The organism is Kosakonia sp. YIM B13571 (assembly GCF_042788095.1).
GTDB lineage: Bacteria > Pseudomonadota > Gammaproteobacteria > Enterobacterales > Enterobacteriaceae > Kosakonia > Kosakonia quasisacchari.
Genome location: NZ_JBHZPL010000003.1, coordinates 23,698 through 36,749 on the forward strand (window position 1 = coordinate 23,698; position 13,052 = coordinate 36,749).

At 53.0% G+C, this 13,052-nt stretch carries 10 protein-coding genes; 1 reads left to right on the forward strand and 9 read right to left on the reverse strand.

Annotated elements, in window-relative coordinates; all coding sequences use genetic code 11:
* Position 1 precedes the first annotated feature (1 nt).
* From yejF to ACFX4O_RS08605, 9 genes are all read right to left on the reverse strand, one after another.
* On the reverse strand, positions 2 to 1,591 hold the full coding sequence (gene yejF, locus ACFX4O_RS08565) for a microcin C ABC transporter ATP-binding protein YejF (RefSeq protein WP_380208075.1): 1,590 nt from the start codon (positions 1,589 to 1,591) through the stop codon (positions 2 to 4).
* A gap of 1 nt (position 1,592) precedes the next feature.
* On the reverse strand, positions 1,593 to 2,618 hold the full coding sequence (locus ACFX4O_RS08570) for a microcin C ABC transporter permease (protein WP_380208077.1): 1,026 nt from the start codon (positions 2,616 to 2,618) through the stop codon (positions 1,593 to 1,595).
* On the reverse strand, positions 2,618 to 3,718 hold the full coding sequence (yejB, locus tag ACFX4O_RS08575; protein ID WP_131410739.1) for a microcin C ABC transporter permease YejB: 1,101 nt from the start codon (positions 3,716 to 3,718) through the stop codon (positions 2,618 to 2,620). Before yejB ends, ACFX4O_RS08570 begins: the two co-directional genes overlap by 1 nt.
* Before the next feature lie 9 nt (positions 3,719 to 3,727).
* A complete protein-coding gene (locus ACFX4O_RS08580; protein ID WP_380208079.1) occupies positions 3,728 to 5,536 on the reverse strand; it encodes an extracellular solute-binding protein in 1,809 nt (602 codons plus the stop codon).
* A 94-nt stretch (positions 5,537 to 5,630) separates the two neighbouring features.
* Positions 5,631 to 7,187, reverse strand: a complete 1,557-nt coding sequence (locus ACFX4O_RS08585) for a cyclic di-GMP phosphodiesterase (protein WP_380208080.1) — start codon at positions 7,185 to 7,187, stop codon at positions 5,631 to 5,633.
* A gap of 158 nt (positions 7,188 to 7,345) precedes the next feature.
* The gene (gene mepS / locus ACFX4O_RS08590; RefSeq protein WP_380208082.1) at positions 7,346 to 7,909 is read right to left on the reverse strand and encodes a bifunctional murein DD-endopeptidase/murein LD-carboxypeptidase; all 564 of its coding nucleotides are present in this window, start codon (positions 7,907 to 7,909) and stop codon (positions 7,346 to 7,348) included.
* Positions 7,910 to 8,332: 423 nt separating this feature from the next.
* Positions 8,333 to 9,034 carry a phosphatase PAP2 family protein gene (locus tag ACFX4O_RS08595; RefSeq protein WP_380208084.1) on the reverse strand — a complete coding sequence of 234 codons (702 nt, stop codon included), beginning with the start codon at positions 9,032 to 9,034 and terminating at the stop codon, positions 8,333 to 8,335.
* Between the two features lie 34 nt (positions 9,035 to 9,068).
* Entirely contained in the window at positions 9,069 to 10,055 is a 987-nt protein-coding gene (locus ACFX4O_RS08600) for a CobW family GTP-binding protein (protein WP_380208086.1), read from the reverse strand.
* 119 nt (positions 10,056 to 10,174) lie between these two features.
* Positions 10,175 to 11,641 (reverse strand): mannitol dehydrogenase family protein, encoded by a 1,467-nt coding sequence (locus ACFX4O_RS08605; protein WP_380208088.1) that lies wholly within the window; start codon positions 11,639 to 11,641, stop codon positions 10,175 to 10,177.
* Positions 11,642 to 11,847: 206 nt separating this feature from the next.
* Between ACFX4O_RS08605 and uxuA the strand changes: the two genes are divergently transcribed.
* Positions 11,848 to 13,038 carry a mannonate dehydratase gene (gene uxuA / locus ACFX4O_RS08610; RefSeq protein WP_131410725.1) on the forward strand — a complete coding sequence of 397 codons (1,191 nt, stop codon included), beginning with the start codon at positions 11,848 to 11,850 and terminating at the stop codon, positions 13,036 to 13,038.
* Positions 13,039 to 13,052 lie beyond the last annotated feature (14 nt).

Here is a 13,052-nt window from a genome sequence, read left to right on the forward strand (position 1 = left end):
TTTAGCTTAACGCCAAAAGCTGGCGTGTATACGCCTGCGCAGGCGCATCAAACACACGTCGGCACTCTCCTTGTTCCACCACTTCGCCCTCTTTCAGCACAATCACTTGATGGCACAACGTGCGCACAACCTGCAGATCGTGGCTAATGAAGATGTACGCCAGCCGGTAAGTTTCCTGTAAGGATTTCAACAGCGCGAGAATTTGCGCCTGCACAGTGCGATCCAGCGACGAAGTTGGCTCATCGAGAATGATCAGCTCAGGTTTGAGGATCAGCGCACGGGCGATAGCAATACGCTGGCGCTGGCCGCCGGAAAACTCACCGGGGAAGCGGTGTCGCGTTTCGGTATCCAGCCCGACTTCTCGCATCACGTCGATCACACGCTGTTCGCGTGCGTCACGCGATAGCTCAGGGTGATGGACTCTCAGCCCCTCTTCAATAATTTGCTGAACGTTCAGCCTTGGGTTCAGCGCAGAGTTAGGATCCTGAAAGACCACCTGAATTCGATGGCGCACTGGCAGCATCTGCTTCCGGTTCCATTGATGCAGCGGTTTATTATCGAACAGGATCGTCCCGCGCGAGGCGACCAAGCGCAGCAATGCCAGCCCGGTGGTGCTTTTGCCTGAACCGGACTCCCCCACCAGGCCGAGTGTTTCACCGGGGCGCAGCGTAAAGCTGATATCCTTCACCACCGTATTGTTATCCACCACACGCCTAAATATCCCTTTTCGAACAGGGAAGCTAACGGCGAGATTTTCGACCCGTAACAAGGGCTGTGCATCGGGATGAAGAGTGACGGGGTCGCCGCTAGGTTCGCTGTTCAGTAGCTTTTGCGTATAAGGATGCGCCGGTGCGAGAAACAGCGTCTGCGCACTGTTTTGCTCGACACAGCGGCCGTTTTGCATCACCGCTACATTGTCTGCCAGCTTACGTACAATGCTCAAATCGTGGGTGATGAACAGCAGCCCCATATTTAGCTCATCGCGCAGTTCGCGCAATAACGTCAGGATTTGCGCCTGCACAGAGACATCAAGCGCGGTCGTTGGCTCATCGGCAATCAGCAATTCAGGACGCGTGAGCAGCGCCATCGCGATCATCACGCGCTGGCGCTCACCGCCGGATAGCTGATGCGGGAAATCGCTCAACCGCGCGCGCGCGTTGCGGATCCCCACGCGATCCAGGCAGTCAAGGATTTCCGCCCGCCCGGCTTCTCGCCGCATACCGCGATGCAAAGAGAGCACTTCATAGAGCTGTTTTTCCAGCGTATGTAGTGGGTTCAGGGAGACCATCGGCTCCTGGAAAATCATGGCGATTTTATTACCGCGTATCCCGCGCAAGGTTCTTTCGCTGGCATGCAACAACGAGTCGCCATGAAACAGGATATCACCGGCAGGGTAAACCACCGGCGGTGAGGGGAGCAGGCGCAGGATCGATAATGCGCTAACGCTTTTGCCGGAGCCGGATTCGCCCACCAGCGCCAGTGTTTCGCCCGCCTCAATCCGTAAGGAGAGGTCATTGACGACGGGATGCAGCGTTTCACGCTGGCGAAAGGCGATTGTCAGAGCATCGATAGAGAGCAGGGGAGTAGCCATCTTACACCGCCTTATTTGGGTCAAACGCGTCGCGCACGGCTTCGCCAATGAAAATAAGTAGCGAAAGCAGCAAAGCGGTAGAGACAAAAGCGGCGATACCCAGCCACGGTGCCTGTAAATTGTTTTTCCCCTGCAGCAGCAATTCGCCCAGCGACGGTGAGCCGAGCGGCAGACCAAAGCCGAGGAAATCGAGCGAGGTGAGTGTGCCGATCGAACCGCAAAGGATAAACGGCAGGAACGTCAGGGTCGCGACCATCGCATTGGGCAGCATATGACGCAATATAATGCCGCGATCGCCCACGCCCATCGCCTGCGCGGCGCGGATATAGTCGAAATTACGCGTACGCAGAAATTCGGCGCGCACGACGCTCACCAGCGTCATCCAACCGAACACCACCGTGATGCCGAGAAGCCACCAGAAACCAGGTTGGATCACACTCGAAAGCAAGATGATTAAAAAAAGTGTGGGCAAGCCTGACCAGACTTCAATAAAACGCTGGCCGAGCAGATCAATTTTGCCGCCGTAATAGCCCTGTACCGCGCCAGCCAGAACACCGATAACGCTGGAAAAGAGGGTCAGCATTAAACCGAACAGAAGCGAGATGCGCGTGCCGTAAAGAAGGCGCGCCAGCACGTCTCCGCCGTTCGCATCGGTACCCAGCCAGTTTTGTGCCGAAGGCGGTGACGGGAAGGGCTGCGTGGTGGCGTAATTGATGCTGCGCGCACCAAAACGTATCGGCGCCCATAGCACCCACCCGTGCTCTTCAAGCTGCTTTTGTAGCCAGGGATCCTGGTAATCAGCAGGCGTCGCGAAGGGACCGCCAAAGTCGTTTTCGCTGTAATCTCTCACCACGGGCGCGAACCAATGCCCCTGATAGCGCACCAGCAGAGGTTTATCGTTGGCCACCAGCTCGGCGCACAGACTCATAACAAAAATCACCAAAAAAATCCACAGCGACCAATATCCGCGGCGGTTATGACGAAAACGCGCCCAGCGCGCCTGATTGATGTAGCTTAATTGAAGCATCAGCGCCCCTCGAAATCGATTCGCGGATCCACCAGCGTATAGGTGATATCACTGAGGATATTCAGCAGCAGGCCGATCAAAGAGAAAATATAGAGTGTGCCAAACATTACCGGATAGTCTCGCGAGACGGTGGCTTCATAACCCAACAGCCCGAGCCCGTTAAGGGAAAAAATCACCTCAATCAGCAGCGAACTGGTAAAAAACATGCTGATAAATGTCGCCGGGAAACCGGCAATCACCAGCAGCATGGCGTTACGAAACACATGTTTGCGCATGATATTACGCTCGCTGACACCTTTGGCGCGCGCGGTCACCACATACTGCTTACGGATCTCATCAAGGAAGGAGTTTTTGGTCAGCATGGTCAGCGCGGCGAAACCACCAATCACTGTCGCCAGCACCGGCAGAGCGATGTGCCATAAATAGTCGGTGATTTGCTTATACCACGGCAGGGTGTCGAAGTTGGTCGACACCAGGCCGCGTAGCGGGAAGAAGTCGTAATAGCTGCCGCCCGCAAAGAAAATAATCAACAAGATGGCAAACAAAAAAGGGGGAATAGCGTAGCCGACAATAATCAGCGCACTGCTCCAGCTATCAAAGCGGCTACCGTTATAGACCGCTTTGCGAATGCCCAGGGGAATGGACACCAGATAGATAATCAGCGTACCCCACAAACCAATAGTCACCGAAACCGGCAGGCTGTCCTTAATCAAATGTAACACCGACGCGCTGCGAAACAGGCTGTCACCAAAGTCGAAACGCGCGTAATCCCACAGCATTTTGAAATAGCGCTGATACATCGGCTTATCAAAACCGTAGCGCTTTTTGATCTCTTCAATGACTTGCGGATCAAGGCCGCGACCACCACGATAATGGCTGTTATTGCTCAACGCATCGCCGACGCCAGTGCGCGCATGCGTAGCGCCCATTCCACCACCGCCGCTACCGGGGAGATTGCTCTGATCGCCATACTCAATAGCAGCGATAGCCTGATCGACCGGGCCGCCGGGTGCGATTTGCACGATAAAAAAGTTGATGGTGATAATTGCCCAAATCGTAGGAATGATCAGCAATAACCGGCGAATGAGATATGCGCCCATCTCTTCTCCTTAACGTCTGGCAGCGGGCAATTTCGCCGCCTTGTTTACGTCATACCACCAGGTGTCGAACCCGAGCGAGTAGACGGGGCGAATGCCGGGCATGGAAAATTTATCCCAATAGGCGACGCGATCGGCAGCCATGTACCACATTGGCAGCATGTAATAGTTCCACGTCAGGACACGATCCAGCGCCCGCCCGAGCGGAAGTAGCTTCTCTTTGTTTCCCTGCCAGCGATTGATCTGCTCTATCAGGTTATCGACCGCCGGGTTTTTGACACCGGGAGCATTATACGAAGAGTCAATGTATTGCGAGCTCCAGGATATTTGCAAATCACCGCTTGGCCACGGTTGGGCGCGCCACAGGCGAGGCATCATATCGTAGTCGCGGCTGCGCATACGGTTGGTGGCTTGCGAGTTATCGACCTGACGCACCTCCATCGCGATACCAAGCCGCTCAAGATTGTGCTGAAACGGCAGCACCCACTGCGTATTGCCGCCGGAGGGCAGCAGCAGTTCAAAGGTAAAAGGCTGGCCGGTTTTGGCATTAACGCGCTGCTGATTTTTCAGTATCCAGCCGGATTCGGTGAGCAATTTATCGGCTTTCAGCAAATTTTCGCGGTCGTAGCCGTCCGCGTTTGATTTCGCAGGCGAATAAATGGAGGTAAACACTTCCGGCGGCACTTGCGCTTTTAACGGTGCCAGTAGCGTCAGTTCATCGGCATCAGGATAGTTGCGCGCCGCATATTCGGTGTTTTGAAAATAACTGTTGGCGCGGCTGTATGCGCCGTAGAACAGCGCTTTGTTCATCCATTCAAAATCAAAGGCCAGCGACACCGCTTCGCGCACGCGGCGATCGCTAAACACCGGGCGAGTGGTGTTAAACGCCAGCCAGCGTGTGTCCTGCGCGGAGATGTTTGGCTGCTCATCTTTAATGATATACCCCTGGCTGAAATTGCTGCCGATATAGCGCGTCGCCCAGTTTTTCGCATCGCCTTCGCTGCGCAGGTCGTAAGCGCCCGCTTTGAACGCCTCGAACGCCACGTTGTCATCGAGGTAGTAGTCATAACGAATGTTATCGAAATTCCAGCGCCCCCGATTCACCGGCAAATTTGCCGCCCAGTAATCGCGAACGCGGGTGTAGGCAATATATTGCCCCATGCGCCAGGTGCTGATGCGATACGGCCCACTGCCCAGCGGCGGGTGGGCGAGCGGTTCGCTCAGCTTATGATCTTTCCAGAACTTCTCCGGCATAACGGGCAGCGTTAACAGGCTGAGCATGTCCTCTTTACCCGGTTTCGCCAGCACAATGCGCACGGTGAGCGGCGAAATGGCTTTGACGGTCGTGCCTTTGTAGATCAGGCGGAATTGCGGCACGCCTTCGGTCATAAATTTCTGAAAGGTAAAAGCGACGTCGCTGGCGCGGATCGGTGTACCGTCATGAAATACCGCCCGTGGATTGATGCTGATCTCCATCCAGGAATAATCATCAGCGTAGCGCGCCATTTCAGCGACCAGCGGGTAATAGCTCCCCGGTTCATCGTCCGAGGTGGTAAACAAGGCGTCGTAGAGCGATTCGGTGCGCACCGCCGCATTACCGCGTAATGCGAAACGGTTGAAGTTGTCGAAAGTACCAATCACTGACAGTGTGACGTTGCCGCCTTTGGGCGCGGCAGGATTCACGTAATCGAAATGGGAAAAATTAATCGCGTATTTGGGCTCGCCAATAACGGCAAATGAGTAGCTTTCTTTTATGGTTTGCGCCTGACATGCCAGGCCAACAAAAACCAGCAATAAAGCTGAAATGCGCACAAACTTCATCCGGTGTGTTCCTTTGACCTGCAACGCGACAGGCTCGCTAACCACTTATCGTTGAATAATAAGGGAGGCCTGGTCTGATGTGAAATTATTCACGCTAGAGCAACGTGGTAAACTCCGGCGGATGCCACGCCACAAATTGCTCCAGCGTCAGCGGTCGGCTGAAGAAATAGCCTTGCATATAGTGAATGCCGTGTTCACGTAGCCACCTGGCTTGTTCTGGCGTTTCGACACCTTCGGCAACCGTGAGCATATTTAACCGCTTCGCCAGCGTCAGGACGGCGTCGAGCACCGGCGATGTCACGGTTTCTGTGCCGATAGCGTTAACGAAACCGCGGTCAATTTTCAGATAATCAAGCGTAAAGCGTTCCAGATAGATCAACGCACTGTGTCCGGTACCAAAATCGTCAATAGCGATTTCATAACCTTCGTTGCGCAGCGAATCAAACAGTTTGGTCACTTCCGTATAACGCAGCATATCCCGCTCGGTGATTTCCAGCACAATGCTGAAATGGTGCGGGGGCAGGGAGTGGGCGAAGTCGCGGACATCTTCAAGGAAATTGGCGGCATGCAAATGGCCAGGCGCGATATTAACACCCATTTTTGCACCTGGCGGAAGCAGCGTTTGTAACACGGGCGCGTCACGCGCAATCAGGTCAAAGAGATGCAATGTTAGCGGCACAATAAGCTGCTGCGCTTCGGCAAAGTGAATAAAAGCGTCAGGCGCTATTTCTCCTGCGGTGGGATGCTTCCAGCGCATCAGCACTTCGACACCTGTTACTTTCAGATCTTTTGCACTGATGACCGGCTGATAAACGACATAAAACTGGTCGCGCTTAATGGCAGTGAGGATCTCTCTGCCGGGGCGCATTTGCGTATTAAGGACGAAAGCACTCAGTAACGCTGCCAGCATGCCAAAGGTTGCTCCGAGCAGTGCGGCAAATTGTATATCTTCCGGACGCCACTTTTCTGCGTAGAGATAAAGCGTGATTGGCGAACCTTCAATCTGGGTGGTCAGAAAAGGGGACTGAGGCATATTGCTCAGGTTAATAAGCCCGCTGGAAAATGTGGAGACAGCCCGATCGCCAATACCAAGGGCGATACCGGTCAAATCCGGCTGCTGCGAAGTGTAAAGTGTGTAGGGGGCCAGATTGATGTTCAGCGTAGCGAATATGCCACGATGATCCAGCAATGGGCTGCGAAGCCAGAGTGCAATGGCGGGTTTATCCGGCATCATCGGTGTACCTGGTAAGAACACCATATCGCTGGCTTTATCGAGATCGATTTCTGGTACCAGATCTTTCATCGCAAGGCTCATCTCGCCGGTGGCCGAGGAGCAAAAGGCGTAGCGATCTTTCACCAGTAAAAAAGCACGCACGTTCATGCTGAATGCGGCGCGGGAAGTTAGTTCGCTGGTCACAGCGTGGCAATCATTCAGAGTGAGTGGTTGGAGCGATTCGGCAGTGGCGCGGATATCATTGAGGTAGTCCGAAAGCCAGGACTGCATATTGGTGAGCAGTGTATCGTATCTGGCTTCTCGCCGCTGTTGTTCGAACCAAAACTGACAGCCACTCGCGATTAATGCTGAGAACAGACCGATAAGCAGGCTGGTCAGCAAAATTTTTCGATTAACGGAAAAATGGCGGGTGAACATGGCGTTGGGCCCATTGTAGGTGCTCGGGGCGGCGTGGTGGTAGAGCCGGACTATAACCTGAAAAGATTCGTATAGCATAATGCAGACATAAAAAAACACTGCCGGAGCAGTGTTTTTTTATACTTAACGCGAGCCAAGGGAAAACCGGCATTAAGCAATTAGCTACGTGTCAGGATACGTCGCGCTTCGTTGTAGCGCTTCTTCCAGTAAGGCTCATCCATGCTTGAAATCATGACACCGTTGCTGGTGGAAGCATGAACAAACTGGTTATTACCAATATAAATGCCAACGTGTCGGCCGGTTGAACCCGCGCGGAACAGAACTAAGTCGCCCGTACGCAAACTGGTGCGCGAAATAGACTTTCCTGTTTCCTGCTGTTCCCAGGTGGAACGCGGCAACTCTAAACCAAACTGTTCACGGAAAGTGCGCTGCACAAAGCCGGAACAATCGATGCCTTTTTTGGTGTCGCCGCCCAAACGGTAGCGAACGCCTTTCCAGTCAGCATATTGATCCATAATGCGGCCTTTAACGTCCAGATTACGAACCATATTTTCAAATTCATCCTGAGAGGCTTGCAGTGAAGAGTTGTCTTCGCCCACAGCAAGCGTCTCAGAATGCATGTTCTTTGCGGTATTTGTAGAACAAGCTGAAAGCAGAACCGCTACTGCAATCGCGGGTATCGCCCGCACGATATATCTCAAAATCGGCTGAGATTTGACCATGTTGCTTATTTTCCCTTGAAGTCCTTAACGATAAATATCGTTATAAAAAATGCCAACGCAGCGAGATTAATTATCTGAATGCATCGAGACAAATGCTCTGACGTAATTTTGTGGAAGAACGCACAAATTTACGCGCAATGAGAATAAGAGCACTCTTTGCGACAAGACGAACCGAGGTTACCTGAACATCTTCGGCATGGCGAGCGGTTTTCTTTAATTTTTTATAAGAAATTATGATAGAGAAAGTGAATTCTCAGGATTGGGTGAAAAATAACCAATTTGGCTTAAATAGCATGCAAATTGCTCTTTTATAGGCAGATTGCCGTGACGAGAAAATGACAAAATTAGGGAAAAGCCGGGATTACGCATCAGGAATCGAAAACGATTCCTGATGAATGCGTGTTATTGATAATCGGAAATTGTTTAAATTTTGTTATTTCTGGGCAGGAAATGATCAAAGGCAGAAATAATTTTGTCGCTAAGCGGTGTTAACAAACACCACGGCAGACCGATCAAGACCGCCGACAGAGATCCGATGGCAATATCGGTAAACCAGTGAGCGCCGATCATTACGCGTGGAAAGGCGAAAACCGCAAAAATAATAAGGGAAATGCCCAGCGCTTTTCGGCCAAAATATCGCCACATTACACCCGCGAAAATAAGCAGCATCATGCCGTGATCGCCAGGGAAACTGTCTTTCGAGGCGTCTTTGGTGGGGAAGTCGAGCAAATCGCTAACCCGGTAAATGTCGGTAAAGAACAGCGACGGGCTGGCGCGTTTGACGGGCATCAGATTCTGCGCCAGTTGATTAATCACCACGGCGATCAGCAGCATCGTCAGGCCAATCATCAGAATACGGCGTCGCCCGGCCGCATCGTCTTTTAACCAAAAAGAGGTCATTAAACAGCCCATCGCCACCAGCGAGCAGGCGTCAAAGGCGCGATTATTGGTTAGCGCCACCAGCCACAAATAAGCGCGGCTTTCCATCAGACCCTGGTTGAAAAAGTGGAATATTGCAGAGTCCAGCGGAAACCAAAAACCGTGGTTAGCGGGCAAATACCAGGAAATAAATAGCGCCACTCCTGCGGCATTCAACAGTAAAATTAGCGGTAAACGAGTTTTCATAACGAATCTATTTTCAATTAACACGGCGGCAACGTTAGTGTTCCTGACTTAAACGAAGCTTCAACAAAGCGGACTGAAGCGTGTTCCAGTCTGCCTCTGAGGCGGTAATCAGCTCAATGCGGCTATCCGGCGGCGCAACATTTTGCGTTTCGATATGCAGATCCTGCCCCTGGCGGTTAACGCGCAGCAATCCTTCCGGAATACGCATTACCCCTTTAACACGCTCAACCGGCGCAAGGCGCGCCCACTCCAGTAAACCGATGGTGTCGAACACTGTCTCTTCATCAAAAATCCAGCCGCAGGCGTGATGGCCCTGGCCGCTGTTAAGGCTGCGACGCCAGCGTTGATGCGCTGGCAAGCTTAATGCCGCGAGGCCTTTTTTCTCACTATGTGCATGGTTATGCGCGGCACTTGAAGGTAGCTCACGCAGGTTACGGCGAGGAAGATCAAGCAGTGCGCCGTCAATAGCACCCTGGGTCGCGCTAACCTGTAAGCGATCACCACCATACTCCGCCCACCACCTATCCAGCGCTTGCTGGCTCTGCGGTGTAGCGCGATCTTGCTTATTGGCAACGACAATATCTGCCGCCGCTAATTGGTCGCGGAAGTTTTCATTGGTGAGTGCTTTTTCATCCAGTAACTGGCGGGGATCCAGCAAGCAGAGCGTTGCGCGCAAGTCTATCCACGGTTCATACACTGGGGCGCTGAGCATATCGAGGATCTGTTTTGGATGGCCCAGCCCGGTCGGCTCAATCAGCAACCGGTCAGGTTTCCCCTGGCGCAGCAGCGTATTGAGACCCACCTGCATCGGCAGGCCATTAACGCAACACATACATCCGCCCGGAATCTCTTTAAGCAGCGCACCGCTGTCAGCCAGCAGCGCGCCATCAATGCCGACTTCACCAAATTCATTCACCAGCACGGCCCATTTTTCCTGCGGGTCTTTATTGGCCAGCAAATGCAAAATCGACGTGGTTTTGCCGCTTCCGAGAAAGCCGGTGATGAGGTTGGTTTTGGTCACAAGCGCTCCAGGCGTCAACGAAATTAAATGTGACTGACGATCCTGGCGAAAAAAGTGCGAAAAGAGAAGGGCGCGGACGGCGTAAAAGCACTAACCGTCCGCCTAAATAGCAGAAATTGTTAATTACCGAGTGCGCGTTTCACCGCTGCATGTGCACCTTCAGTGGTGAGCGCTTGCCATGCGCGATGGATAGCATCAACAAACGTCGGGTTTTGCGGCAGGTCACTACCGAAAATCTCTTTTAGTGTCAGCAGTGCCGTTACGCGTTCATCGACGTTACTGGTTTCGACAATCGCGTGAATTTTATCCGCCAGCGGATCGCGAATATCAATACTCTGACCGGCGTCATCCACACCGCTGACATAACGCATCCAGCCCGCAATACCCAGCGCTAACAGCGGCCACTGCGTTTCTCGTTGCAAATGCACCCGAACACCATCCAGCATACGCTGCGGCAGCTTTTGGCTGCCGTCCATGGCGATTTGCCAGGTGCGGTGTTTCAGCGCCGGGTTAGAAAAACGGTCGATCAGGCTATCGGCATAGGCAGTGAGATCAACGCCAGTAATGCGCAGCGTCGGGGCTTGTTCCTGGAGCATCAGGCGGCGCACCGCGGTGCGGAACACATCATCCTGCATGCAATCATTAATATGCGCGAAACCTGCCAGGTAGCCGAGATACGCCAGAAAAGAGTGGCTGCCATTAAGCATGCGTAACTTCATTTGCTCCCACGGCTGTACATCCTGTACCAGTTGTACGCCTGCCACTTCCCATTCAGGACGTCCGGCGACGAAATTATCTTCAATCACCCACTGAATAAACGGCTCACAACTGATGGCGCACGGATCAAATACGCCCAGCGCTTCGCTTATTTCTGCCAGTGATTCGTCCGTTGCTGCCGGAACAATACGGTCAACCATGGTGGCCGGAAAGCTCACATGTTCCGCTATCCATTGCGCCAGTTCCGGCGAGCGGGTTTGTGCCATGCCAAGTACGGCGTTTTTAACAATATGACCATTATCTGGAATATTATCGCAGGAGAGCACGGTAAAAGGCGGCAGCCCGCGTTCACGGCGACGGGAGAGCGCTTCAACCAGAATCCCTGGTGCTGAGTGCGGTTCGCCTGGGTGCTGGAGATCGTGTTCGATGCGCGGCTGCTGCAGATCCAGTTTGCCGCTGGCAGGGTCAATGCAATAACCTTTTTCGGTGATGGTCAAAGAGACAATCGCCACTTGCGGTTCGCAGAATTTTTCAATTATGGCGGGCAGCGAATCGAGTTTCGCGTTCAGACATTCGTTCACCACGCCAATAATAATCGGCTGGTTCCCGTCCGCCCCTTTTTCCAGCACGGTGTATAAATGATTCTGCTCGCGCAACTGGGACATGAGCACATCGCCGCTGAACAGGCTTATTTCACAGATCCCCCAGTTACCGCCTTGCGCGTTCAGCACCCGGTTGGTTAACAGCGCCTGATGCGCACGATGAAATGCGCCAAAACCAAAGTGCACAATTCGCGAGCGCAGTTGTGTGCGGTCATACTGAGGTTGCTGTACGCTGGCGGGAAGCGTTACGGAGGCGATTGTCTTCATCTATATACACCTGATTAACCAATAATTAACAATGTGCAGTGTAAAGTTATATGACAGCAAAAAGAATTGGTATGCCGTAATTATCCGGGGAATGTGAGCTGGATCAATCATTGCTGTGGGAAGATTTGACCGTTGTAATTAAGCATGTATGGTAGTCGTCATATGTTTGTGTGTATTGGTATAACAACTTTGTAGAGGGTAAGGCAATGGAACAAACCTGGCGTTGGTATGGCCCGAACGATCCGGTGTCGCTTGATGATGTGCGTCAGGCAGGCGCGACGGGCGTCGTGACCGCACTGCACCATATCCCGAACGGCCAGGTCTGGCCGGTTGACGAGATCAAAGCGCGTCAGGCGCTGTTGGCGGAAAAAGGGCTGGTCTGGTCGGTGGTCGAAAGTATTCCGGTGCATGAAGATATTAAAACTCATACCGGGCAGTACGACACCTGGATTGCCAACTATCAGCAGAGCATCCGCAATCTGGCAGCCTGCGGTATTGATACCGTGTGCTACAACTTTATGCCGATCCTCGACTGGACGCGTACCGATCTTGAATATGAACTGCCGGACGGCTCCAAAGCGCTGCGTTTTGACCAGATTGCTTTTGCCGCGTTTGAGCTGCATATCCTGAAGCGCAAAGGCGCAGAAGCAGACTACAGCGAAGAAGAGCAGCGCCAGGCGCAAGCTTATTTCAACGCCATGACTGAAGCGGAAGTCGAAAAGCTGACGCGTAATATTATCGCTGGCTTGCCGGGTGCTGAAGAGGGGTATACCCTGGCGCAGTTCCACGCGCGCCTTGCTGAATACGACGGCATCGACAAAGCGCAACTGCGTGAAAATATGGCTTATTTCCTGCGCGCTATCGTTCCAGTTGCGCAGGAAGTGGGCGTGCGTATGGCGGTTCACCCGGACGATCCGCCGCGCCCGATCCTCGGTTTGCCGCGTATCGTTTCTACTCTTGAAGATATGCAGTGGCTGAAAGAAGCGGTAAACAGCATCAACAACGGTTTCACCATGTGCACAGGTTCATACGGCGTGCGTGCGGATAACGACTTAGTGCGGATGATCGAGACGTTTGGCGATCGCATTCACTTTACGCACTTGCGTTCAACCTGCCGCGAAGATAACCCGAAAACGTTCCATGAAGCCGCGCATTTGCAGGGTGACGTGGATATGGTGTCGGTGGTTGCCGCCATTCTGACTGAAGAGCAACGCCGCAAGAAAGCCGGTGATTTGCGCCCGATCCCGTTCCGCCCGGATCATGGTCACCAGATGCTGGATGATTTGCGTAAGAAAACCAACCCAGGTTATTCGGCGATTGGTCGCCTGAAAGGGATGGCAGAAGTTCGCGGCGTTGAGCTGGCGCTGAAGAAAACCCTGTTCCGCGATCTGTTGTAATCCGATTTATTGTC

Bases quoted from the DNA above. Each gene is read 5' to 3' on its own strand.
- yejF (WP_380208075.1), bottom strand. From the start codon at position 1,591: ATGGCTACTCCCCTGCTCTCTATCGATGCTCTGACAATCGCCTTTCGC.
- ACFX4O_RS08570 (WP_380208077.1), bottom strand. From the start codon at position 2,618: ATGCTTCAATTAAGCTACATCAATCAGGCGCGCTGGGCGCGTTTTCGT.
- yejB (WP_131410739.1), bottom strand. From the start codon at position 3,718: ATGGGCGCATATCTCATTCGCCGGTTATTGCTGATCATTCCTACGATT.
- ACFX4O_RS08580 (WP_380208079.1), bottom strand. From the start codon at position 5,536: ATGAAGTTTGTGCGCATTTCAGCTTTATTGCTGGTTTTTGTTGGCCTG.
- ACFX4O_RS08585 (WP_380208080.1), bottom strand. From the start codon at position 7,187: ATGTTCACCCGCCATTTTTCCGTTAATCGAAAAATTTTGCTGACCAGC.
- mepS (WP_380208082.1), bottom strand. From the start codon at position 7,909: ATGGTCAAATCTCAGCCGATTTTGAGATATATCGTGCGGGCGATACCC.
- ACFX4O_RS08595 (WP_380208084.1), bottom strand. From the start codon at position 9,034: ATGAAAACTCGTTTACCGCTAATTTTACTGTTGAATGCCGCAGGAGTG.
- ACFX4O_RS08605 (WP_380208088.1), bottom strand. From the start codon at position 11,641: ATGAAGACAATCGCCTCCGTAACGCTTCCCGCCAGCGTACAGCAACCT.
- uxuA (WP_131410725.1), top strand. From the start codon at position 11,848: ATGGAACAAACCTGGCGTTGGTATGGCCCGAACGATCCGGTGTCGCTT.